This is a genomic window from Collinsella sp. AF19-1LB, assembly GCF_003459655.1.
Taxonomy (GTDB): Bacteria; Actinomycetota; Coriobacteriia; order Coriobacteriales; family Coriobacteriaceae; genus Collinsella.
In genome coordinates this window covers 36243-61459 of sequence record NZ_QRWO01000002.1, presented here as the reverse complement: position 1 = coordinate 61459, position 25217 = coordinate 36243, and the positions used below count along the sequence as shown (strand labels likewise).

At 60.6% G+C, this 25217-nt stretch carries 18 protein-coding genes; 16 read left to right on the top strand and 2 right to left on the bottom strand.

Annotation, left to right across the window (positions count from 1 at the left end; translation table 11 throughout):
• Window positions 1–105: 105 nt before the first annotated feature.
• The 15 genes from DWX39_RS01190 to DWX39_RS01120 all read left to right on the top strand — a co-directional run bounded on the left by DWX39_RS01190 (window position 106) and on the right by DWX39_RS01120 (window position 21502).
• Window positions 106–2436, top strand: coding sequence for a ferrous iron transporter B (locus DWX39_RS01190; RefSeq protein WP_117758222.1), 2331 nt, complete (start codon window positions 106–108; stop codon window positions 2434–2436).
• 175 nt (window positions 2437–2611) lie between these two features.
• Window positions 2612–2812: a hypothetical protein gene (locus DWX39_RS01185; RefSeq protein ID WP_035136858.1), complete on the top strand. Its 201-nt coding sequence runs from the start codon at window positions 2612–2614 to the stop codon at window positions 2810–2812.
• A 145-nt stretch (window positions 2813–2957) separates the two neighbouring features.
• Entirely contained in the window at window positions 2958–4037 is a 1080-nt protein-coding gene (locus DWX39_RS01180; protein WP_117563666.1) for a LacI family DNA-binding transcriptional regulator, read from the top strand.
• A gap of 461 nt (window positions 4038–4498) precedes the next feature.
• Window positions 4499–5926, top strand: a complete 1428-nt coding sequence (gene uxaC, locus DWX39_RS01175; protein ID WP_117758221.1) for a glucuronate isomerase — start codon at window positions 4499–4501, stop codon at window positions 5924–5926.
• A gap of 96 nt (window positions 5927–6022) precedes the next feature.
• Window positions 6023–7537 carry a tagaturonate reductase gene (locus DWX39_RS01170; protein ID WP_117758220.1) on the top strand — a complete coding sequence of 505 codons (1515 nt, stop codon included), beginning with the start codon at window positions 6023–6025 and terminating at the stop codon, window positions 7535–7537.
• 78 nt (window positions 7538–7615) lie between these two features.
• Entirely contained in the window at window positions 7616–9100 is a 1485-nt protein-coding gene (locus DWX39_RS01165) for a UxaA family hydrolase (RefSeq protein WP_117758219.1), read from the top strand.
• Window positions 9101–9479: 379 nt separating this feature from the next.
• The gene (locus DWX39_RS01160; RefSeq protein WP_158561599.1) at window positions 9480–10478 is read left to right on the top strand and encodes an MFS transporter; all 999 of its coding nucleotides are present in this window, start codon (window positions 9480–9482) and stop codon (window positions 10476–10478) included.
• Entirely contained in the window at window positions 10375–11037 is a 663-nt protein-coding gene (locus DWX39_RS01155) for an MFS transporter (protein WP_117758217.1), read from the top strand. Before DWX39_RS01160 ends, DWX39_RS01155 begins: the two co-directional genes overlap by 104 nt.
• Window positions 11038–11151: 114 nt before the next feature.
• Window positions 11152–12747, top strand: a complete 1596-nt coding sequence (locus DWX39_RS01150; protein ID WP_117758216.1) for a glycoside hydrolase family 28 protein — start codon at window positions 11152–11154, stop codon at window positions 12745–12747.
• A gap of 131 nt (window positions 12748–12878) precedes the next feature.
• Window positions 12879–15062: a pectinesterase family protein gene (locus DWX39_RS01145; protein WP_117758215.1), complete on the top strand. Its 2184-nt coding sequence runs from the start codon at window positions 12879–12881 to the stop codon at window positions 15060–15062.
• 49 nt (window positions 15063–15111) lie between these two features.
• On the top strand, window positions 15112–15780 hold the full coding sequence (locus tag DWX39_RS01140; RefSeq protein ID WP_117758214.1) for an SGNH/GDSL hydrolase family protein: 669 nt from the start codon (window positions 15112–15114) through the stop codon (window positions 15778–15780).
• A 107-nt stretch (window positions 15781–15887) separates the two neighbouring features.
• Complete coding sequence (locus tag DWX39_RS01135; protein WP_117758213.1) at window positions 15888–17126, top strand: glycoside hydrolase family 105 protein; 1239 nt, start codon at window positions 15888–15890, stop codon at window positions 17124–17126.
• A gap of 1 nt (window position 17127) precedes the next feature.
• Window positions 17128–18033, top strand: a complete 906-nt coding sequence (locus tag DWX39_RS01130) for a sugar phosphate isomerase/epimerase (protein ID WP_117758212.1) — start codon at window positions 17128–17130, stop codon at window positions 18031–18033.
• A 103-nt stretch (window positions 18034–18136) separates the two neighbouring features.
• Window positions 18137–19354, top strand: coding sequence for an FAD-dependent oxidoreductase (locus DWX39_RS01125; RefSeq protein ID WP_117758211.1), 1218 nt, complete (start codon window positions 18137–18139; stop codon window positions 19352–19354).
• Between the two features lie 198 nt (window positions 19355–19552).
• A complete protein-coding gene (locus tag DWX39_RS01120) occupies window positions 19553–21502 on the top strand; it encodes an NAD(P)/FAD-dependent oxidoreductase (RefSeq protein ID WP_117758210.1) in 1950 nt (649 codons plus the stop codon).
• Between the two features lie 137 nt (window positions 21503–21639).
• Here DWX39_RS01120 and DWX39_RS01115 read toward each other — a convergent pair whose 3' ends face one another.
• Together DWX39_RS01115 and DWX39_RS01110 are read right to left on the bottom strand one after the other, a co-directional pair.
• Complete coding sequence (locus DWX39_RS01115; RefSeq protein ID WP_055309683.1) at window positions 21640–22281, bottom strand: RpiB/LacA/LacB family sugar-phosphate isomerase; 642 nt, start codon at window positions 22279–22281, stop codon at window positions 21640–21642.
• Window positions 22282–22547: 266 nt separating this feature from the next.
• Window positions 22548–23357, bottom strand: coding sequence for a gluconate 5-dehydrogenase (locus tag DWX39_RS01110; protein ID WP_117758209.1), 810 nt, complete (start codon window positions 23355–23357; stop codon window positions 22548–22550).
• A gap of 447 nt (window positions 23358–23804) precedes the next feature.
• Here DWX39_RS01110 and DWX39_RS01105 point away from each other — a divergent pair, with 447 nt between their 5' ends.
• Complete coding sequence (locus DWX39_RS01105) at window positions 23805–25058, top strand: ATP-binding protein (protein ID WP_158548901.1); 1254 nt, start codon at window positions 23805–23807, stop codon at window positions 25056–25058.
• The last annotated feature ends 159 nt before the right edge of the window (window positions 25059–25217 follow it).

Sequence of the window (25217 nt, the reverse complement as noted above, 5' to 3'; positions counted from 1 at the left end):
TATGCAGATAAAGTTAGGTTTTTCTAACTTAAATTTGCAATGTTGAAGCACATTATCCAGCCCGTGCGGAGAAAGCAGCGCGGGCACACAAGGAAGAAGGATTGAATGGCGGATTCTCAGATCCATGTCGCGCTGGCGGGTAACCCCAACTGCGGCAAGACCACGCTTTTCAACCTGATCACCGGCGCCAACGGCTACGTTGGCAACTGGCCCGGCGTCACGGTTGAGAAAAAGGAAGCCAAGCTCCTGAGTGACAAGAACGTCACGATTACGGACCTCCCCGGCATCTACTCGCTTTCCCCCTACAGCCCCGAGGAGCAGTGCTCGCGCGACTACCTCATGAGCGGCGAGCCCGATGTGGTCGTCCAGGTTGTCGATGCCACCAACCTCGAGCGCAACCTATACCTGGCGCTTCAGGTCATCGAGACCGGCCTGCCTGTGGTCGTCGCCCTCAACATGGCCGACTTGGTCGAGAAGAACGGCGACAAGATCGACACGGACAGGCTCTCCAAGAAGCTCGGCTGCCCGGTCATGATGATCTCGGCCCTTAAGAACAAGGGTATCAAGGAGCTGTTCGAGCAGGTTAAGAAGTCTGCTGCTTCCAAGGGCCAGGTGCCGGAGCACAAGTTCGATTCCTCCATTGAGGATGTCCTGACGCACATCGAGAACAACCTGCCGGCGAGCGTTCCCGCCAACAAGCGTCGCTACTACGCTGTCAAGCTGTTTGAGCGTGACGCGGACGCCTGCAAGCTTATCAACCTCACCAAGGAGAAGGCCGCTCGCGTTGAGCAGCTGGTTGCCCAGTGCGAGCAGGATTGCGACGACGACGCCGAGTCCATCATCACCGGCGAGCGCTATGGCGTCATTGCCCACATCATCGACGAGTGCATGACCAAGGCTCCTGCCAAGATGAGCACCTCCGAGAAGATCGACCGCGTGGTTACCAACCGTATCCTGGGCCTGCCGATCTTTGTGGTCATCATGTTCTGCGTGTACTACATCGCCGTTTCTACCCTGGGCGGCACGGTGACCGACTTCACCAACGACCAGCTCTTCGGCACCGACGGTTGGTACGTGCTCGGTCAGGGTCGCGATGCGTATGATGCGGCTGTCGAGGCTGTGGGTGAGGACGCTGCCGATTCGATTGACCCGGCGGAGTACGGCCCCTATGTCCCGGGTATCACCACCGTGGTGCACGACGCCCTCGTGGCGGGCGGCACCGAGGACGGTGGCCTGGTCGATTCGCTGGTCTGCGATGGTATCGTCGGCGGCCTGGGCGCCATCTTTGGCTTTGTGCCGCAGATGTTCCTGCTCTTTGTGATGCTGTCTTTCCTGGAGGACTGCGGCTACATGGCGCGCGTCGCCTTCATCATGGACCGCGTGTTCCGCCGCTTTGGCCTGTCCGGTAAGTCGTTCATCCCGATGCTCGTGTCCTCGGGTTGCGGCGTCCCCGGCGTCATGGCCACCAAGACCATCGAGAACGAGAAGGACCGCCGTATGACGGTCATGACCACCACGTTTATTCCCTGTGGCGCTAAGCTGCCGATCATTGCCCTGCTCATGGGTTCCATCATCGGCGATTCTTCCACCACCGCCGCGTGGATCAGCCCGCTCTTCTACTTCCTGGGCGTCTTTGCCGTCATTGCTTCGGGCCTCATGCTCAAGAAGACCAAGCTCTTCGCCGGTCGCCCGACGCCGTTTGTTATGGAGCTTCCTGCCTACCACTTCCCGGCGATCCGTTCTTGGGCGCTGCACGTGTGGGAGCGCTGCTGGGCCTTTATCAAGAAGGCCGGTACGGTCATCTTCGCGTCCACCGTCGTCGTTTGGTTCCTCTCCAACTTTGGCAGCTACAACGGTTCCTTTGGCTTCCTGCCTGCGATGGACGGCATCCCCGAGGAGTTCATGGATTACTCCGTGCTCGCCATGCTCGGCAACCTGGTCGCTTGGATCTTCGCCCCGCTCGGCTTTAGCACCTGGCAGGCCACCGCGCTGACCGTCTCCGGCCTCGTGGCTAAGGAGAATGTCGTCGCTACCGCCGGCTCGCTGCTCTCCGTCGCCGATGCTGGCGAGACCGACCCGAGCCTGTGGACCGCGTTTGCGGGCATGTTCCCCACCATGGGTGCTTGCGTGGCCTTTGGTGCCTTCAACCTGCTGTGCGCTCCGTGCTTTGCCGCCATGGGCACTATCCGCAACCAGATGGACTCCGGCAAGTGGACCGCGATTGCCATCGGCTACGAGTGCGCCTTCGCTTGGGTGATCGGCCTGTTCATCAACCAGTTCTACAACCTGTTTGTGTTGGGCCAGTTTGGTATTTGGACGATTGTAGCCATCGTGCTGCTGGTTGCGATGCTCTTCCAGATCTTCCGTCCCATGCCCAAGCATGCATGGACCGACGAGGACGAGACCAACACTGCTTCCGCCGCAGTTTCCGCTTAAGTCCGAATAAGGATTAGCCCCTTTCCACGAGCCCGGGTGTCCCAGCGACACTCGGGCTTTTTGGTGAGGGAGATGTGGCGTTTCCGCAGATAAAACCGACCAAAATATACCTGTCCCTTTTTGGCAGGTGGAGAATGGGGTAAAGTAAGTGGTGGTTAACTAGAGGAGGCTTGCTATGGCACCTATCGATATTGTTGTACTGGCTGTTATCGGCATTGCGTTTGTCGCCGTGTGCGTGCGCATTTATCGCAAGGGCACCTGCGCCGACTGCGCTCAAGGTGGCGTTTGCACAGGACATTGCTCCAACAAAAAGACCTGCGCCGCACTTAAGGGCGTAGACAAAATCGCCGAAGACTTGGGCCGCGGTATCAAATAAAGGTCCAGGCACCCAAGCGTCCCGCGAGCATCCGTTCGCGGGGCGCTTTGCACATTTGGGGGAGAGCGCGGCGAGTTGAAGAGTGATTTTGGGGTATCGTTACCTGTACTGTTAATTGGCAACTTATCTATAACGGAGTAACCCCATGAGCGCTCGCGTAACCATGAAGGACATAGCCGCCGAGCTTGGCGTTTCCATCAATACCGTGCATAAGGCCCTGACGGGCAAGGCCGGCGTGAGCGAATCCGTGCGTGCCAAGGTGAATGCCAAGGCCGAGGCCATGGGCTACCATCGCAACACAAGTGCCTCAAGCCTGCGGCGCAAGGATATCAACCTGGTGTTTTGCCTGCCCCGCGCATCGCGCGAGGGGGCGTACTTTTTCCGTTACCTTTGGGAAGGCTGCAACCGCTTTGAGCAGGAGGTCATCGATCAGGGCATTACGGTTGAGCGCGTAGAATTTGGCGTGGGCGGCTACGCCGATGCGCTCGAGCAGATTGATGAGCGTCTGCAGGTAGGCGAGAAGATTGACGGTCTGCTTGCCTATGTTCCGGGCGATGACCGTGCAACCGAACTCTTGAGGCAGATTGCCGAGGCGGGTGTGGCGATCGAGCTCGTCGACGGCGACCGACCGCACCTCGATCGCCTGGGTGCCAGTCTGGCGGACTATTCCGCGGCGGGCAGTCTTATGGCAGAGCAGGCGGCTAACCTGGTCCACGCTTCTGGGGCTGACGCCCGCGTGCTCCTGTTGGCGGGCGACCCTTATACCGACTCGCACTATCTGACCGCCCGCGCCTTTCATAATTACCTGCGCGAGCACGATATTCCATGGCGGGTTGAGGACCTTGCCGGTGCCCATGCGCAAGTCAAACAGCTCGAGCGCGAGCTTGAGCAGCGCTTGAGTGCGCCGGATGCTCCCGAGCTCATCTGTAGCGTTTTTGCCGTTGGTTCCGAGGTGGTCGCTGACGCGCTTGTTTCGAGCGGCAAGGCCGGCAAGGTCATGGTGATCGGCAACGACCTGTTCCCCGAGAGCGCCCTGGCCTTACGCCGTGGCATTTTTACCAATATCGTCTATAAGGACCCGGTGAGCTTGGCCTACCGTGGTGCCAAGACCTTGGGCGAGTATTTGCTGTGGGGTAAAACTCCGGCGGAGCCCGTGCAGAAGGGTGCTGTGGAGATGGTGTTTGCCAGCAACGTCGACCGCTACTGCGAGCTTGCGGGAATTTAGCCGTTTGGTCAGGTACCCCCTCTTGCGACGTGCATTTTTTGGAGTATTCAGCAATGGCGTGTTCCGAAAGAGGCTCAGAACGACTGTTTTAAGTGCCTCCGATGGCGTAAATCGCCATCGGAGGCACTTTTTTATGCCGATCGGGCGCGATATGCGCATCAAATAGGGCGTCGAGGACGGTGCGCAGTACGCCCCGATGCTGAATATTCCCAAAAATGTACGCCGAGACATGACCCACCTGAGCAAAAACGCCCAGGTTCGGTGTTCGGGGACGTTAGTCCATCCGCAATGCATGCGTGTCACGGCTCCAACAACCGTTGAACGGACAAAATCGACCGTTCACCCCATGGTGGTTAGGTGAACGTTCACCTTTTAAGTCGCAATGAATTAGTATAGTGAACGTTCACCTAGAGGATAACGAGCGCATCGTGCGCCCGCTCCGCCAACAAAGGGGTTGTTTGATGAAAAACTTCATGGACGATCAGGATTTCCTGCTGAGCACCAAGACCGGCGAGGAGCTGTTCCACAACTTTGCCGAGGGCATGCCCATCGTCGACTACCACTGCCACATTTCTCCCAAGGAGATCTGGGACGACAAGCGTTTTGAGAACATCACCGAGGTTTGGCTGGGCGGTGACCACTACAAGTGGCGCCTGATGCGTGCCAACGGCGTCGACGAGCGCTTCATTACCGGCGATGCCCCTGCTCGCGAGAAGTTTCAGAAGTGGGCCGAGACCCTGGGCCGTTGCGTGGGCAACCCCGTCTTTGAGTGGAGCCACCTGGAGCTTAAGCGTTACTTTGGCTACGAGGGCGTCCTGAACGGCAAAACCGCTCAGGAGGTCTGGGACCTTGCCAACGCCAAGCTCGCCGAGGCCAGCTTTACCTGCCGCAACCTCATCAAGCAGTCCAACGTCCGCATGATTTGCACTACCGACGACCCCGCCGACAGCTTTGAGTGGCACAAGAAGATTGCCGCCGACGACAGTTTTGACGTTCAGGTCGTTCCCGCCATGCGCCCCGATGCCGCCCTGCGCATCGAGCGTGGCCAGGAGTTCGCCGACTACTGCAAGCATCTCTCCGAGGTTGCCGGCATTGAGATCAGCGACTTCGAGGGCATGAAGGCCGCCATCTCCAAGCGCTACGACGTCGCCCATGAGCTGGGCTGCCGCGCTTCCGACCACGCGCTCGACTACGTTATGTACGCTCCGGCTACCGCCGACGAGATCGAGGCCATCTTTGCCAAGGGCCTTGCCGCCGAGCCGCTTACCGAGGACGAGGTCCTCAAGTACAAGACGGCCTTTATGCAGTTCGTCGCCGGCGAGTATGTCCGCCTTGGCTGGGCCATGCAGCTGCACTTTGGCTGCAAGCGTGACAACAACCGCGCTATGTTCGCCAAGCTCGGTCCCGATACCGGCTACGACTGCATCTCCAACTACACGCCGTCCGACCAGCTGGCCGATTTCCTCAACTCCATCCAGGAGGCCACGGGTCTGCCCAAGACCATTCTGTACAGCCTGAACCCCATCGACAACACCATGATCGATACCGTGATGGGCTGCTTCCAGGAGGCTCCGACCGCCGGTAAGATCCAGAACGGCTCTGCCTGGTGGTTCAACGACAACGAGATCGGTATGCGCGAGCAGCTCACGGCTCTGGCTAACGAGGGCGTGCTGGGCAACTTTGTGGGCATGCTTACCGATTCCCGCTCCTTCCTGTCCTACCCGCGTCACGAGTACTTCCGTCGCGTGCTGTGCGGCGTGATCGGCGAGTGGGTCGAGCAGGGCAAGTATCCGGCCGACATGGAGCTGCTGGGAGCCATCGTGCGCGACATCAGCTACAACAACGCGGTCCGCTACTTTGGCTTTGACCTGGATACCGTCGAGGCCTAAACCCGCATCGAATCACACCGAACTCGGGAGCGCCGTTGCCACACGCGGCGCCCCCGTTTTGCCTGCACGCTAACGGCTATCTAAGGAGAGACATAGATGGAGAACATCAGCTACGAGACGCTCGAGAAGATCGGCTACAAGGGCTACCTGCTGCCCAAGGACGCGCCCGAGAAGGTTTTGCAGTTTGGCGAGGGCAATTTCCTGCGCGCCTTTGTCGACCGCTTCTTTGACATGGGCAACGAGGCAAGCGGCTGGAACGGCAAGGTTGTCATGGTGCAGCCCATCAGTGGCGCCTTTGGCTTTGCCGATGGCATCAATGCCCAGGACGACCTGTACACCGTGCTGGTGCGCGGCAAGGAGAACGGCAACACGGTCGACGAGTCTCGTGTGATCAGCGCCTGCAGCCGCTGCCTCAATCCGTATCGCGAGGACGACTACCGCGCCATGATGGAGGTCGCCGTCTCCGACGATTTGGAGATTATCGTCTCCAACACCACCGAGGCCGGCATTGCCTACGATCCGTCTTGCAAGGCCGACGACATGCCGCCCGCGAGCTTCCCCGCCAAGCTTGCCCAGGTGCTCCACACCCGCTGGGCCGCCGGCAAGCCGGGCGTCATCGTGCTCGCCTGCGAGCTCATCGACCATAATGGCGAGGAGCTGCTGCGCATCATGAACCAGTACGTGAGCGACTGGGGCTGGGAGGACGAGTTTGCGCAGTGGATGGCCAACGACTGCACCGTCTGCACCACGCTCGTCGACACTATCGTCCCCGGCCGCATCCGCGACCCCAAGGAGGTCGCTGCCGTGGCCGAACGCCTGGGCTACGAGGATCCCTTCCTGGCCGTGCGCGAGCCCTTCCAGATGTGGGGCATCCAGGGCGACGAGTCGCTTGCCGAGAAGCTTCCCTTCGTGAAGGCCGGCCTGCCGGGTGTCTTTGTGACCCCCGATGTCACCCCGTACAAGAAGCGCAAGGTCCGCATCCTCAACGGCGCCCACACCGCCTTTGTTCCGGGCTCCTGGGTTGCCGGCTTTGACATCGTGCGCGATTGCATGCACGACGAGACCGTCCGTGGCTTCATGAACACCATGCTCTACGACGAGGTCATCCCGACGCTTGCCGCCGACCTGGACGTCGAGGACTGCAAGGCCTTTGCTGCCGCCGTCGAGAACCGCTTCGACAACCCGTTTATCGACCACGCGCTGCTCTCCATTTGCCTCAACTCAACCGCCAAATGGCGTGCTCGCGACCTGCCCACGCTCAAGGACTATGTTGCCGAGACCGGCAACCTGCCCAAGTGCCTGGCGACGAGCCTCGCTACGCTCATTGCCTTCTATACGCAGGAGCTCGTTGCTCGCGAGGGTGACGGCCTGCACCTGCGCCGCGCCGACGGCACCGAGTACACCGCTCAGGACGATGCCTTCGTGCTCGACTTCTACGCCGCCCACGCCGGTGCAGACGATGCCGAGCTGGTGCACGACGTGCTCAGCAACGAGCAGATGTGGGGCGAGGACCTTACGCAGATCGCCGGCCTTGAGGAGTTTGTCGTCAACGCGCTTGCCGTTGTGCGCGCCGAGGGCGCCAAGCAGGCCTTCGCCATCGCCCAGGCCTAAATCCTTCTGTGCGCGCGCCGGGCAACTGGCGGGCGCCCGCTGACTTCTGCTCAACCTGTAGGGTTAGGACCATTTGTAATGAACACTATCCAGATCAATCCGGCCGATAACGTGATCGTCGCGCTGTCGCCGCTTGCCAAGGGCACCGCCGTCGCGGTTCCCGGGGTGGGCGAGGTCGTTGCCGCGGAGGATATTCCGCAGGGCCACAAGATGGCCGTGCGTGCCATTGCGGCGGGGGAAGACGTCGTCAAGTACGGTCTTCCTATCGGTCACGTGACGGGCGACATCCAGCCCGGTCAGTGGCTTCATACGCATAACGTCAAGACCAACCTTTCGGGCGAGGTCGAGTACGCTTACAACCCGACGCATCCGGTCGTTGAACTGGTTGAGCCCGAGACCTTTATGGGCTTCCGCCGCGCTGACGGCCGCGCCGCCACGCGCAACGAGCTGTTGATCATTCCCACGGTCGGCTGCGTCAACGAGGTCGCACGTGCCATGTGCGAGCAGGCTCAGGATCTGGTCGAGGGCTCGCTGGAGGGCGTTTACTACTTCCCGCATCCCTTTGGCTGCTCGCAGACCGGTGCCGACCATGCCCAGACGCGCCGTCTGCTGGTGGCGCTCTCGCGTCACGCAAACGCTGCGGGTGTGCTGTTCCTGTCCCTCGGTTGCGAAAACTGCACGCACCAGCAGGTACTCGACGAGCTCGGTGACTTCGATCGCGAGCGCGTTCGATTCCTCGCCTGCCAGGATGTAGCCGACGAGCAGGTCGAGGGTCACAAGATCCTGTCCGAGCTTGCCGACCTGGCCAAGCAGGCCAAGCGTGAGCCCATTCCTGCCTCCGAGCTGGTCATTGGCCTTAAGTGCGGCGGCTCTGACGGTCTTTCGGGCATTACCGCCAACCCCACGATCGGTCGCGTGAGCGATATGGTTGTCGCCCGCGGCGGCACGTCGGTGCTCACCGAGGTTCCCGAGATGTTTGGCGCGGAGAGCATTCTGCTCGATCGCTGTGAGAGCCAGGACGTCTTTAACGCAGCTGCCGACATGCTCAACGGCTTTAAGGACTACTTTATCAGCCACGGCGAGGTCGTCTATGAGAACCCGAGCCCCGGCAACAAGGATGGCGGCATTACCACGCTCGAGGACAAGAGCTGCGGCTGCGTGCAAAAGGGCGGATCTGCCCCCATCGTCGACGTGCTGCCGTATGCCGGTCAGGCTACCAAGCATGGCCTGAACATGCTGTGCGGCCCGGGTAACGACATGGTATCCACCACGGCCCTGACGGCTGCCGGCTGCCACGTAATCCTGTTCTCGACCGGCCGCGGCACGCCGTTTGGCGCACCGGCGCCTACACTCAAGGTGTTCACCAACCAGCGTCTGTGCGACCACAAGGCCAACTGGATGGACTTTAACGCCGGCGTGGTCGCCACGGGCGAGCGTACGCTCGACGAGGCTGCCCACGACCTGTACCAGCTGGTGCTAGAGACGGCGAGCGGCAAGCTTACGAGTGCCGAGCGCCGCGGCTGTCACGAGATCAGCATCTGGAAGGACGGCGTCTGCCTGTAGCGGTAAATGGGTTCGCATAGGGCGCTATTGACCATGGCCCCGTCGGGAGTGTTCCCGGCGGGGCCATGTTTGTTCTGTCTGTTCGGGCGTGTCTTCCTGAGGGTACGGGAGCGGCGAAAACAATAAACGTTCACCTAATCGACCTCAAATTTAAACCCACTCAATACCCATGTAATCGTGATTTTTTTCAAGTCAGATGTCCGTTTAACGGCAAAAAACGACCGTTCAAGGATAATATACAAGTGAACGTTCACCTATCATACGCAATCGCGCATAATCTAGCTAAACGTTCACCCTACGAGTGGGCGATATGCAGACAGACATCGGTATGGACTCCAATGTCTTGTTACAAGACAATCGAGAAAAGAGAGGGAGCTCGATGACTAACAAGATCGGTAAAAAGCGCAAGATCACATTCTGGACGCGCTTGGGCTTTGGTATGGGCGGCATGCTCAACTCCGGTGCCCTGAGCTTTACGCACAGCTACATGGTGCTGTTCCTGTCCACGGAGTGCGGTCTGTCCGCAGGCGAGGCTGCGCTGATCAGCTCGTTCGCCATCTATCTCAACGCCATTCTGTGCCCGCTCATGGGCTTTGTGGCCGATAACTTCTACGCTACCAAGATCGGCCGCATCTTTGGCCGCCGCCGTTTCTGGATTTTGCTGGCTATCCCGATGATGGTCGCCGAGCCGCTCATCTTTGTGGCTACGCCGTTTGGTTTCCCGTACTACTTTGTGTTGTACCTGATCTACAACGTCGCGTACACGTTCTGCACCGCCAACCTGTCGCCGCTTACCATCGAGATGACCGATGACTTCAAGGAGCGTACGTACCTCACCGGCTACAAGCACCTCTTTGGTAACGCCGCCGGCTTCCTGATGGCAGCACTCGTCGGCTTTGGCTTTGGCACCTTCGGCGAGACCAACCCGTTCAGCTACTTCATTATTGCTACGATTAACGCTTCGGTCATGGCAATCTCGCTGCTGTGCGTGTACCTGTCCACGTGGGAGCACACCCCCGAGGAGGTCGCTCAGGAGAAGATCGAGAGCGTCGGCGAGGGTATCAAGAAGTTTTTCATCGACGTTATCTCTACCTTCCGCAACAAGTCCTTCCGCAAGGTCCTGTATGCGCAGGTCTCCACGAAGCTCGCCGCTGCCTGCTGGTCTGCGTGCCTGTCCTTCTTCATCGTCTACTGTCTGCAGATTCCTAAGTCCTACGAGTCCGTGATGGAGATGCCCGGCAAGGTTGTCGCTATCGTCTGCACCGCCATCTGGGTTGCCCTCATGGCCAAGAAGGGCTTCCACAAGTCTTGGTACCTGGCAAACGTCGGTTGCGGCGTGCATCATCGCCTACAACTACTTCGCCTTTGGTCAGATTAACGGCACCTCCACGGTCGCCATCGCCATGATCGCCTACCCCATCATCTTCGCCATCTGGAAGTTCTTCTACGTTGGCTTCCAGTATCTGCCCGATGTTCTGCTCAACTACATCCCCGATGTCGATGAGCTCATCACCCTGCGTCGTCGCGAGGGCATCTACAGCTCCGCACAGCAGCTCTGCCAGCAGATCGCCCAGGCTGTTGCCGTCAACGTATGGGCTATCGTCCTTGCTGCCTCCGGCTTCATTCAGACCGCCGGCAACAGCGACGCCGTGACCCAGCCCGCCACCGTGCCTCTGTACATCTGCGGCTACATGCTCATCGGCTGCGCCGGCTTCTTCCTGCTCGCGGCCGTCCTTGCCCGCGGCATCAAGATTGACAAGGAGCAGTGCGACATCCTTTGCGACGAGATCCACCGTGTCAAGGAGGGTGGCAAGATGGCCGACGTCAAGCCCGAGGTCAAGGCGCTTTGCGAGGAGCTCTCCGGCTTTAAGTACGAGGACTGCTTCGCCCACAACAATGTTGGCTTCCAGGACGGCAGCGTAATTCCCGCCGAGTAGGGCAGGCGCATCGTCCAAACCACAGGGCCGTGCCACCGGAGATCCACCGGCGGGTACGGCCCTTTTTTAAAAACGAGTAGTATGAACTTCTGATTACATTTGAGGGAGAGACCCATGGAGACGAACGTTATCTGGCGCAATGCCCGCGCGGCTGTTATCGAGCTCGACGATGGCGGCTACTTTACCTGTGCCGATACGTGGGAGATCTTTGTCAACGATGAGCCCGCCGGTACCACGAATACGGTCGAGACCTATGTCGATGGCCTGACCCCCGGCAAGCGCAACCTGATCCGCTTTGTCTGCGGCGAGCGCGAGTTGAGCGTAGGCGTCACCACGCCGGCGGAGCCCTTTACCATCAACGTTCGCGACTGCGGAGCCAAGGGCGATGCCGAGCACGATGACACCACCAACATTCAGGCTGCCATCATGGCCTGCCCCAAGGGCGGGCGCGTGCTGATCCCCGCCGGCAACTACCGCATCAAGTCCCTCTTCCTTAAGAGCAATATCAACATCGAGCTTGCCGAGGGCGCGGTGCTGCTGGCCCGTCACGACCGCGCGGCGCTTGCCTACATTCCGGGCACGGTCACGGGCGACGAGGGCGCCGGGTATGCCGGCACCGACATGCTGCCCCTGGGCCGCTGGGAAGGCGAGAGCTTTTCGACCTACTGTTCGACCTTTACGGGCCTGAGCGTGCACGACGTGTGCATCTATGGCCGCGGCGCCATCGACGGCCAGACCGATTTTGCCGAGGACAACTGGTGGAACAAGGACTTTAAGAACATCTTCCGTCCCGAGGAGGGCCGCGAGGTCGCCCGCCCGCGCATGATCTTCCTGTCCGAGTGCGAAAACGTGAGTCTTGCCGGCTTTACCGTGCGCAACAGCCCGGCGTGGAATATCCATCCCATTCTGTGCGAGCACGTCGATGCCCTGTGCCTGTCCATCGAGGGTCCCAAGAACTCCCACAACACCGACGGTTTCGATCCCGAGAGCTGCGGTTTTGTCCGCATCCTTGGATGTCAGTTCTCGGTGGGCGACGACTGCATCGCCATCAAGAGCGGCAAACTGGGCATTGAACCCGAGCTCCGTCCCGCCACGCACGACGTGCTGATCTCGCACTGCTACATGCACGACGGCCACGGCGCCGTGGTGCTGGGATCCGAGGCCGCCGGCGGCATCAAGGACCTCACCGTGAGCAAGTGCCTCTTTGAGCGCACCGACCGCGGCCTGCGCGTCAAGACACGCCGCGGACGCGGCAAGGACGCCGTCAACGAGGGCATCACCTTCGAGCACATTCGCATGGATAAGGTGCTCACGCCCTTCGTGGTCAACTCGTTCTACTTCTGCGACAAGGACGGTAAGACCGACTACGTTCAGTCTCGCGAGGCGCTGCCCGTCGACGACCGTACGCCCGGCTTTGGCGCCACGACGTTTTGCGATATCGAGGCCACCAACTGCCATGCGGCCGCGGCCTATATCACGGGCCTTCCCGAGAGCAAGGTGACGCGCCTGACGTTCCAGGATGTCCATGTGACCTTTGCCGCCGATGCCGAGCCCTTTGTGCCGGCCATGGCCTGCGGCGTGGAGCCCATGGTGCGCCAGGGCATCATCGCGCAGAACGTGAAAGTCCTCGACCTGCAGAACGTGCGCATCGAGGGTCAGGATGGCGACGAGCTGCAGCTGCAAAACGTCGACAAGGTTATCCGCGCGTAGGGTAGTGCTCCTGCACAAGTGAATACGGCATGTTGAGGCGTGCGACGGTCGGGTCTGCCCGGCTGTCGCACGCAATCTATAGGTGCCGGTATTGCACGGTGGGTGTTCTGTGACAGAAAGCGTAATGACAGATGAGTGGTAAAGAACAGCTCTTTGAGGTATCGCTCGAACGCGAAGGCGCGTATCGCAGCATTTCGGCGGCGCTCGAGGCGGCGGAGCGGTGTGTGCCCGATGCGACCGTGCCGGTGCGCGTGCTGGTGGCGCCGGGTGAGTACCGCGAACGGGTCGAAATTCGTCGTCCGCATGTGACGCTCGAGGGCGAGACGGCCGACAGCGTGCGTATCGTGGGAGGCCTGGGTGCCAAGATGCCTTCGGAAGATGGTAGCTGCCAGGATGGAAGACTCGGCACCTTCCGTACGTACACGGTGCTGGTCGATGCCGACGACGTGACGCTTGCGGGTCTAACAATCGAAAACAACGCCGGTGATGGGCGCGAGGTCGGCCAGGCGATTGCCCTGTATGCCGATGGTGACCGCCTGGTTGTCGATGTCTGCTGCATTAAGGGACACCAGGACACGCTCTTTTTGGGGCCGCTGCCGCCGCGCGAGGCCAAGCCGGGCGGCTTTATAGGCCCCAAGCAGTTCGCCCCGCGCCGCGTGGGGCGGCAGTACTACCGCCGCTGCCTCATTGCCGGCGACGTCGACGTTATCTTTGGTGGTGCGCGAGCCTATTTTGAGGGCTGCGAGATCCGTTCGCTCAACCGCTCCCTGGATGTGAATGGCTACGTTACAGCGGCCTCGACGCCCCAGGGCGAGCCCTATGGCTTTGTGTTTCACGGTTGCTCCTTCACGGCGTCGGACGATGTGGCGTCCGGCTCGGTTTATCTGGGCCGTCCTTGGCGCGAGTGGGCCCAGACCGTGATGATCGACTGCTGGCTGGGCTCACATATCAAGACCGAGGGCTGGTGGGACTGGGATAAACCGGCCGCGCACGACCGGGCGCTGTATGCCGGCGCTCGGCTGCATGGACCCGCCGGCAGCGCCGATGGCTGGGCTGCTTGGGCCCACAAACTCGATCCTTCCGGTGCCGCGCGCTATAGCCGCGCGCTCGTGTTGGGTGGCGAGGACGGATGGGACCCTCAGGGTGGGTCAGACGATGCCGTCGAAACCGCCCGGCTTGCGGACGGTGGCCGAACGGTGCATATCGAGCACTACTACGAGGACGAGCCCGCGTTGCGCGAGCGGCTCAAGAAAGAGGGCCGTTCTGCCGCGTTTGCGGGCGCGACATCTGCCGACTTTAAGGCGTGGGAGCGCACGACCCGCACACGCCTCCACGATGTCTTAGGCCTTTCGCTCATGGAGCGCGTGGCGCCCGACGTGCGCGAGCTCGAGCGGGTGCGTGTGGCTGGGGATATCGTGCGCACCCATATGCTCTTGCGCGTTGAGACCGATGTTTGGATGCCGCTGTACCTGCTGGAGCCCGCCGGGCCCAAGTGCAACGAAAACGGGCGCAAGCGGTGCTATATCTGCCCGCACGGCCATCAGGGCGCGGGCGCGGCGAGCGTCGCGGGCGTTATGGGCGTGCCGGCGGTCGATGACGCCGTGCGCAAGTTCAACTATGACTACGGCCTGCGCCTGGCGCAGATGGGCTATGTGACCGTCTGCCCCGATGCCCGCGGTTGGGGGCATCGCCGCGATTGGAAGGGCCAGGGTGACGATGAGACGAGCTACCTGCGCGGCACCTGCCTTAACCAGGCGCGTATGGCCGAGCCGCTGGGCCTGACGGTTGCCGGCCTAAACGCTTGGGACAACATGCGCCTGATCGACTATCTCGAGACACGCGGCGACATCGCCATGAACGACTTGGGCTGCTTTGGCTTCTCGGGCGGCGGGTACATGACGCTCTATCTGGCTGCGCTCGACCCACGCGTGCGCAAGGCGTTTGTCTCGGGCTATCTGTATGGCGTCGACGACTCACTGCTGCATCTCAACGGAAACTGCAGCTGCAATTATGTGCCGGGGCTTTGGCGCCTGCTCGATATGGGGGACATCGCCTCGTTGATCGCGCCGCGTCCGCTCTTGGTTCAAAGCTGCGAGAAAGACCATCTCAACGGCGCCCGCGGACTTGCGAACGTAGACGAGCAGCTCGATATCGTCCGCGACGCCTACGCGCTGCTGGGTAAGGCCGACAACCTCTCGCACGAGGTTTGCCCGGGCGGACACCATCTGGGCGTCACGCACCTTGCAGATGACATTGCGTGGCTCGATGCGCACGTTCTTGTTGACGGGGGTGCAGGAGACGGGACTTGCGCATAGACAACAGACCGACAACAACGCTGCCGCGGCAGCGTCTAGGGAGAACAACATGGACATCAAACGTCTGAACGAATCCACCATCTGCGCTTTTGGCGACTCGACCACCTGGGGCGATAACGGCTGCGGTGGGGGAGGCAACGAAATCTCGTGGACTGCGCATCTGGGCGCGCTACTGGGCGGTGCCATCGTCGAGAACTACGGCATCAAGGGCTCGCGCATCGCCGTTAAGGCCGACCGTAACGACTCGTTTGTCGAGCGTCTGGACGGCATCGACGATGCGGCCGATATCTACGTTGTCTTTGGCGGCGTCAACGACTTTAGCCGCAACGTGCCGCTGGGAGAGCCGGGTAGCACCGACGTGCATGAGTTCTACGGCGCGCTCGATTACCTGATCCGTACCATCACGGAGCGCTCGCCCCGGTCAAGGCTCGTGTTTATGACGCCGTGCAAGACGAGCGGCAAGCACGAGAAGGATATTCCGGCAAGCAACGAGGCCAACCATCTGGGCCTGACGCAAGACGCCTATGTGCAGGCGATGCTGGAGGTTTGCGACCGCTACTCGGTGCCGGTGATCGACCTCTATGCGCAAAGCGGTATCAGCCCGTTTTTGCCGGAGCACCGCGAGCTCTACATGCCGGACGGTCTGCATTACAGCCCTGCCGGCTATGAGCGCCTGGCGCATCGCATCGCTGCGGGCCTCACCGCCGTTTGCCGTTAAAAGTTTGCCGTTCACGGGGATTATAGGGTTAACGTTCACCCTATAATCCCCGTTCGCGTTACACTAGGGGAAACGTTCACCCATCAATAACGTCAGAGGGGACAGCAATGGGTTGCAATCAGATTCTGGACCGTTATATCGAGCAGTTGATCGAGACCTCTACGCCTCAGGCGCCGGCCTGGAATATCGAAAAGCTTCGCGCCGGCAAGGAGAACACCTGGAATTACATTGACGGCTGCATGATCAAGGCACTCATCGAGCTGTACGAGATCACCGGCGAGCAGCGTTACCTGACCTTCGCCGACGACTATATCGACTTCTTTGTCCAGGATGACGGCACCATCAAGCATTACGATCCCCAGGAGTACAACCTCGACAACGTCAACGCGGGCAAAACCCTCTACAAACTCTATGACCTGGTGGGCAAGCCCAAGTACCGTGCCGCCATGGATACCATCTATCGTCAGCTCGAAACCCAGCCGCGTACCAAAGAGGGTGTGTTTTGGCACAAGGCCGTCTACCCCAACCAGATCTGGCTCGACGGCATGTACATGGCGCAGCCGTTCTACATGCAGTACGAGCTGAGCTTCCACAACCGCCGTGCCTGCTCGGATAGCTTCCATATGTTCCAAGTGGTGCACGATTTGATGCGCAACCCCCTCAACGGCCTGTACTATCACGCCTACGACGCGAGCCGCAAGCAGTTCTGGTGCGATCCCGTCACCGGCCTTTCGGCCAACTTCTGGCTGCGCGCCGAGGGCTGGTTCGCCATGGCGCTCATCGATACCTGGGAGCTCATGCCGCCCTCGATGTCGGCCGAGAAGGACGAGATCCGCAAGATGTTCCACGACCTGATCGACGCCATGCTGCCGTATCAGGACGAGAAGACCGGCATGTGGCACCAGGTCATCAACCTGCCCAATATCGCCCCCAACTATCTGGAGGAGTCGGGCAGCGCCATCTTTGCCAACGCCATCATGAAGGGCGTGCGCCTGGGCGTGCTGGGCGAGCGCTACTACCAGTACGGCCGCCGCGCCTTCGACGGCATCTGCGACACATGCCTGTCCGAGCATGACGGGCAGCTCGCGCTCGACAACATCTGCCTGGTTGCGGGTCTTGGCAACACCGCACACCGCGAGGGCACGTTTGGCTACTACATGAGCGAGCCCGTCGTCAAAAACGACGCGAAGGGCGTGGCCCCGCTGGTGCTCGCCTATATCGAGACCATGCACCACGACAAGCTGGCCGGCAAGCGCGACCCGCTCGCCCCCTCGGGTGTGTGCTCCATCGAAGACCCGTTTGGCGGATACACCCCGGGCATCAACGCTCGTAAGGGATGTGAATAGCGTGGGGGCCATTACTCCGGGCGTACGTTTGCACGACCTTCCGCAGGGAACCGTCGAGGAGCGCATTCGCATGGCAGGAGAGCTGGGCTTTTCGTGCATTCAGCTGCCGAGCAAGGTGCTCTACGCATCGATGGGCATCGATCGGGGCGGCCTGACTCGCGAGCTTGCCGATCACTTGCGTGCGGTGCTCGACGAAGCGGGCATTACGGTGGCGGTGCTTGGCTGCTACAAGAACCTGGCGACGCCCGACCGCCAACAGCTCATGGATAACTTTGCCGAGTACGAGGCGTGCTTGAACTTTGCCCAGATGCTCGGCGGATGCCCTGTTGGCACCGAGACCGGCCGTCCCAACGCGCAGAACCGCGTCGCAGACGATCGCATGACCGACGAGGCACTCGATGCTTTCATGGACGGACTCGCGCACGTCTGTGAGCGTGCCGAGGCCGTGGGTGGGCAAATTCTGATTGAGCCCGGCTGGAACGAGACGGTCAACACGCCAGATCGCTGCCGTGAGGTGCTGGAGCGCGTCTCGAGCCCGGCGCTCGGTGTAATCTACGACCCGGTGTCGTTGCTGCACCCCAGTGTTGTTGGCGAGGCGTCCGAAATCACAGCGCGTATGCTCTACTTATGCGGCAGCAAGATCCGCGTGCTGCACGCCAAGGATTTTGAGGTCGTTGACAACGAGGACGAGGCCGGTTGGTGCGACGGTACGGGTTCGCGCCTGGTGTGTCGCGGTGTGGGCGAGACGGGACGATATGACTTTGAGCCCGTGGTGGCCTGGGCCGCTGCCGCTTGCCCGGGGATTCCCTGCGTGGTCGAGAACAGCGTGCCGGCGACAGCGGCCGGCTGCCTGACGACACTCGAGCGCATGTCTGCTTGTTGCGGGGCTTCACATCGCGAGATATAGCATTGGCTTTTGCCATGGCGGCCAATTGAGTTTGCCTGACTGGGGGCGACGATGAAGGGTCTTTATCGTCGCCCTATCGGATTACATCAAAAAGGGGAGTTGCGTGGCTATCCACATTGTCGAAGAGGCAAATCGTTGCCTAGGTTGCAAAAGGGCGTTCTGCCAGATTAAGGGCTGCCCGGTTCAGACGCCTATTCCGCAGGTTATCGACCTGTTTAAGCAGCGTCGTCTGGAAGAGGCGGGCGAGCTGCTGTTCCAGAACAATCCCATGAGCGCGGTCTGCTCCATGGTCTGCAACCATTCGGGCCAGTGCGAGGGCTCGTGCATCCAGGGCCGCAAGGGCACGCCGGTGCATTTCTCGAGCATCGAGAACTATATCTCGACCGCGTATTTGGACCGCAAGGAGTGGAAGCCCGCGCCGTCGTGCGGCAAGCAGATTGCCGTGGTCGGCTCCGGTCCTGCCGGCATTACCGTAGCCATTAAGATGGCCCAGCTGGGCTGTGCCGTTACGGTGTTTGAGCAGCGCCCCGAGATCGGCGGTGTGCTGGAGTACGGTATCCCCGAATTCCGCCTGCCGCGTTCGCTGGTGCAAAAGTACCGTCACGTGATGTGCTCGCTCGGCGTGCGCGTTCGCCCCTCGACCACCATCGGCGGCGCGCTGCATATCGACGATCTGCTGCGCGACGGCTACGATGCGGTCTTTGTGGGTACCGGTACCTGGCGCGCCCGCAAGCTGGGTATTCCCGGCGAGTCGCGTGGCAACGTGCTGTTTGGTATCGATTACCTGGTCGATCCCACGAGTGTGGCGATCGGGCAGAACGTGGCAGTCATCGGCGCCGGCAACGTGGCCATGGATGTCGCCCGCACGGCCCTGCGCTCGGGCGCTCGCAAGGTTACCGTGTATGCTCGTTCGCGCCATATCTCGGCTATCGATGACGAGGTCGAGCTGACCGAGCTCGACGGTGCCGAGATCGTGTGCGGCAAGGCAATCTGCGCCATCGACGATAACGGTCCGGTGTTCGAGACCGCTATCTTTGACGAGGACAACAACGTGGTGGGCTACGAGGAAGAGCTTGACCATGTGCCCGCCGACACGGTTGTGATTGCGGCTTCGCAGGTGCCCAAAGACAAGCTCGTGCTTACAACGGGTGGTCTGGAGACCGACCATCGCGGTCTTCTTTCGGTCGATGAGTGCGGTATGACCACCGTGCCGGGTGTCTTTGCCGCCGGGGACGTGGTCAACGGTCCGCTCACCGTGGTCCATGCCGTGGCCGGCGCCAAGCTTGCCGTCGAAGGCATGACCAGCTACCTGGGCCTCTAACTCATCCCACCCATCAGTTGCGGTGAAATACGGACTGTTTTGGCTGTCAGAAGCCTCATCTACTCCGTATTCCACCGCAACTTTTTTGTGGGTCGAGTAAAAGCCGGGGGAGCGCTCACGGTCGGGCATTGCGCGGTTACTGCTACGATAGGTAGGTCAGCAACTGCCGCCGAGCGGCTCAAACGAAAGGAAGCCTGCATGGAGTCCTCCTCCTACCCGATGCTCTTTAGCCCGATCAAGGTCGGTACGACCGAGGTCAAGAACCGCGTCTTTATGCCGCCGGTGTCCACCAACCTGGCCGATCACGGCTATGTGACCGACGATTTGGTCGATCATTACCGCGCCCGTGCCAAGGGCGGCGTGGGCCTGATCATCACCGAGGTCGTGACGGTCGAGCCCACCTATACCTATCTGCCGGGTGACATGTGCTGCTACGACGACACGTTTATCCCCGGCTGGGAAAAGCTCGCCGCCGCCGTCCACGAGTACGGCTGCAAGATCATGCCGCAGCTCTTCCACCCCGCCTACATGGCCTTTAACATTCCGGGCACGCCGCGCCTCATCGCCCCGTCCTTTGTGGGCCCGTCCTATGCCCGCGAGGCGCCGCGCCCCATCACGGTTGATGAGATCCACGAGCTCACGCATCAGTTCGGCGACGCAGCCGTGCGTATGCAGAAGGCCGGCGTCGACGGCGTTGAGGTCCATGCGGCGCACGCCCACGGCATGCTCGGCGGCTTTTTGACCCCGCTCTACAACAAGCGTACCGACGAGTACGGCGGCTCGCTCGACGCCCGCATGCGCTTCTTGCTCGAGGTCGTCGCCGAGATTCGCGAGCGCTGCGGCAAGGACTTTATCATCGACGTCCGTATCTCGGGCGATGAGTACACCGATGGCGGCCTGACCCTCAACGACATGATCTATGTCTCGCGTCGCCTGGAGAAGGCTGGTGTCGACATGATCCACGTGTCGGGCGGCACCACTATCAAGCGCGGCTCTGCGATTCCCGCCGCCGGTACCCAGCAGGCCTCGCATGCCGCATGCTCGCGCGAGATCAAAAAGCACGTGAACATTCCTGTCGCCACCGTCGGCCGCATCAACGAGGCCTGGATCGCCGAGGAGCTGATCGAGGACGGCGCCGCCGACATCTGCATGATGGGCCGCGCCAATCTGTGCGATGCCGAGTTCTGCAACAAGGCAGCCGCCGGCAACGCCGACGACATCCGCCCCTGCATTGGCTGCCTGCGCTGCCTGAACGGCATTATGTTCGGCAAGCGCATCTCCTGCACCGTCAACCCGGACGTGGAGCGCGATGAGGCCGGCTATGAGCCTGCCGCCGAGGCCAAGAACGTGCTCGTTGTGGGCGCCGGTCCCGCGGGCATGGAGGCAGCCTACATTGCCGCCAAGCGCGGCCACAACGTGGTGCTCGTGGATAAGCAGGACGAACCGGGCGGCGAGATGCGCATCGCGGCCGTTCCGCCGGCAAAGCAGGAACTCACCCGCGTGATCAAGTATCAGTACCGTCGCTTGGCCGAGGCAGGCGTCACGTGCGTCTTTGGTACCGAGCTTTCGGCCGAGGACATTCAGCGCGACTACGCGGGCTACGAGGTTGTCCTGGCCTACGGCGCCGAACCCATCGCTCCGGCCTTCATGCAGGGCTTTAAGCAGGTTATGACGGCCGACGACCTGCTGGGCGGCAAGGCTTTCCCGGGCAAGAAGATCGTCATCGTGGGCGGCGGTACCGTTGGCTGCGAGACGGCCGATTACCTGGCCCCGTTGGTCAACGACCTGTCGCCGGCCAACCGCGATGTCACCGTTATCGAGATGACCAAGACGCTCGCCGCCAACGAGGGCGGTGCCGGTCGCGCGGTGCTCATCACGCGCATGCTCTCCAAGGGCGTTCACGTGCTGACCGAGGCCAAGGTGACCGAGATCACCGAGGACACCATCAGTTACGAAAAGGACGGCGAGGTCCACACTATCGCCGATGCCGACACGCTGGTGCTTGCCATGGGCTATCGCCCCAACACCAAGCTTGCCGATGACCTTGCCGCTGCCGGCGTTGCCACCCACGTGCTGGGCGATGCCCAAAAGTGCGGTAACATCCGCGACGCCATCGGCGACGGCTACAAGGTCGCCTGCGAGCTGTAGGCTCTTGGCAAATAGGGGAGCGGCCGCCTTGCGGTGGCTCAAGCGATAGCAATCAAAAAAGGCGCCGCGACACATGGATTGTCGCGGCGCCTTTTGCTTGGCGGTTTGTTGGGGGTCGGTGCGCCCCGTGGGCCTTATTACAGGCCCAAGATCTCCTTGACCTTGGCGATGATGGCCTCGTCGGTGGCGTTGGCAAAGAAGTACTCCTGGAAGTGCTCACCAGCGAGGGCGCCCTTCACCAGATCCTGATCGATCTCGCCCAGGACGTCGACGAGCGGACGCATGGTCACAGCGCGCACGCCGTCGAGGATCTTCTTGTTGCGCTGCTCGGGCTCAACGCGCTCGGCGGGGTAGCCGTTGCCCGAGCCAAAGCCAAAGAGCTTCTCGAAGGTGTACTCGAGGTTGAGCTCCTGGCCCCAGCCGTTCTTGAGGGCGAAGGGCATGGCGACGGCGTTGCCATCGTTGACCTGGGCAAAGGTGTAGGCGTCGAGCGGGTCGGCAACATGGCCGCACAGCACGCCGGGGAAGGAGTTGCAGGCGAGCATAGCGCCCTCGCCGGTGCCGCAGCCGGTCACGACGTAGTCGGCGGCGCCGGAGTTGAGCAGCACGGCGGCAAGGATGCCGTTCTGCACGTAGGTGAGGGGCTTGGAGTCGGCGTCGGCATACATGCCATAGTTAAAGACGGTGTGCCCCATGGGCTCGACAACCTTCTTAAGGGCAGCCTCGATCATAGGGTTCTTGGAGTTCTGAGAATTCTCGTTGATTAGAGCGATCTTCATTTGAGTTAACCTTTCAACTAAATCTTCCAGTTTTTTGTTTCTGTGCGCGGGCGGCGGCAAAGCCAACCCGCGATGAGCTATACGGGCGGTCGGCAGTTAAGTCTGTCGCGAGTTCCGCACAAACCGAAGCGCCTGTGTTGGCTGGTGCGTGACGGTGGCGAGGGCGCGCGGAGTGCGGCAGATTGGCGTGAAAGAGGAGCGAAGCGTACTTCGGTACGCGAGCGACGGTTTGAGCGCCAAGGTGCCGTGCTCCGCGCGGCCGCAGCCTATTGCGGCTGTTTGCCGATGTAGGCGAGGATGCCGCCGTCCACGTACAGAATGTGCCCGTTGACGAAGTTCGATGCATCGGAAGCCAGGAACACGGCGGGCCCCTTCAGGTCCTCGGGCGTGCCCCAACGGGCTGCCGGTGTCTTGGCAATGATGAACTGGTCAAACGGGTGGCGGCTGCCGTCGGGCTGCGTCTCGCGCAGCGGTGCGGTCTGCGGCGTGGCGATGTAGCCCGGCCCAATGCCGTTGCACTGGATATTGGCCTCGCCAAACTCGGAGCAGATGTTTTTGGTGAGCATCTTGAGTCCGCCCTTGGCGGCGGCATAGCCGGCGATGGTCTCGCGGCCGAGCTCGCTCATCATGGAGCAGATGTTGATGATCTTGCCGTGACCCTTGGCGATCATGCCCGGCAGACAGGCCTTGGACACGATAAACGGGGCGTTGAGGTCGATATCGACGACGCGACGGAAGTCCTCGGCACTCATGTCGAGCATCGGCGTGCGCTGGATGACGCCGGCGTTGTTGACCAGGATGTCGGGCGTGGTGCCAAAATCGGCCTCGATCTTGGCGATGAGCTCGGCGACGACGGCCTCGTCGGTGACGTCGGCAACATAGCCGTGAGCATCAAAGCCCAGCTCGCGGTAGTGCTTCTCGGCCTCGGCGACTTTGTCGGCGTGACGGGCGTTAAAGGCGATTCTGGCGCCGGCTTCGCCGAGTGCCTCGGCCATGGCCATGCCGATGCCATAAGTGGCGCCGGTCACGAGCGCGACCTTGCCGTCTAGGCGGAAGCTGTCCATAAGGTTAGACATTACAATCCTTCCAAAAGAAACGTTCATCTATATAAGTCTTGCTTCTATTACAAGTTCAGTATAGGAGAAGCGGAGGAATTAAAAGTCAGGTTTTCCTAGAATCAGGTGAACGTTCACTTTTAAAAGGTGAACGGTTGCAGCCGCTCGTCGCGATATCTGCTACATGGAGTAGCGCCCGTGCGCATCGCATTTCTCCTCTCATAGATGCGCGGCGCAAGAGGTCCCGAGTTCAACACGAGCTCGGGGCCTTTTTGTTTGGATTACGGACGCATTGCCGGACGAAAACACTATGCGTTTGGTAAATAGTCGTATGAACGTGAAATTTGTATCTAGTTTCCGTACGCAAATAAGACGAAAACAGTTTGCGTCTGATTCTAAGCCGTACGCAAATGTTTTTCGTCTTATAATACGGTTCAGATGAGCATGAAAAGGAGAAGGACCGTACGTATGGTTGTCAGAGAGAGTCCTACCGTCGAATACAAGGAAAGCGTAACGCCGACGTTTCTTAAAACGGTGAGCGCCTATGCAAACTACGGGACGGGCAAGATAGAGTTTGGCGTTGACGACGGTGGTGTTGCAGTCGGTCTTTCTGACCCGGTTGCGGAGTGTCTGCGCATCGAGAACATGATTAATGACAGTCTGGATCCTGCGCCTCGTTACACGCTCGAGCTCGACGAGAACCGCGGAACTGTAACGCTTACGGTTTACGAGGGGCAGGACAAGCCCTATCGAAGCAAGGGGAAGGCCTACAGGCGAAATGATTCGGCGACGGTAGAGGTCGACCGTTTTGAGTACGGCAGGCTGACGCTCGAAGGCAGCAATCTGACGTTCGATGCGCTCACCTCGGCTCGCCAGGACCTGAGTTTTCATACGCTCGAACACAAGTGCATCGAGCATCTAGGCATTTCTGAGCTCACGTCGGATATCATGCGAACGCTTCGCCTGCTCGGCAAGGATGGCTATACCAATGCCGCGGCGATATTGGCGGATAACAACGAATTTCCGGGCATCGACTGCGTTCGTTTTGGCGACACCGAGGACGTGCTTTTAGATCGTGAGACGACGACGGGCCTGTCTGCAATTGAGCAGGTTGATAGAGCAGTTGCCATGTTCGCGCGCTACTATCGTTATGAGCGCATCGAAGGTGTCGAGCGTGTTCAGACCGACCGGATTCCCCTCGAGGCATTCCGCGAGGCAGTTGCAAACGCTCTAGTGCATCGGACGTGGGACGTGCAAGCGAATGTTCAGGTTGCTCTGTATGATGATCGCGTCGTTGTGACTTCACCCGGGTCGTTGCCCGCTGGCTTGACGACGGAGCAATACCTGTATGGACAGATATCCGTGCTCAGAAATCCCATCGTTGCCGAGGTCTTCTTAAAGTTGGACTATATCGAGAAGTTTGGAACGGGAATTGCGCGCATTAGGCGTGCCTATCGCGATTCGATTAATCAGCCGGTCTTTGATATTCGTGGCGGCGTGGTAGCTGTCGCGTTGCCCGTTACCGATGCCTTTGAAGGGTCTGGAGAAGAGGCTCAGGTTCTTAAGGCCTTGTCGGGCGGACGAATTATGTCGCGAAGTGAGATTGAGAAACAGACGGGGCTGAGCCGTGCGCGAACATTGTCCGCACTCGAATCTCTGCTCAGCCGAAACGCGATCATGAAACAGGGGACAGGCCGCGCCACGAAATACGAGCGAGCGTAGTCCGAAAGACCTGTGTTACCAGGCAGGCCCCAAGCCGCGAATGGCTTGGGGCCTTTTGCATGCCGGCTGGCAATGGACCAATTTATGTCAAGTTATAGCAACATATAGCTCCGCTTGCGGGGTTTGCGACGGGCTATTCCTCATCGTCCGTATAGCGCG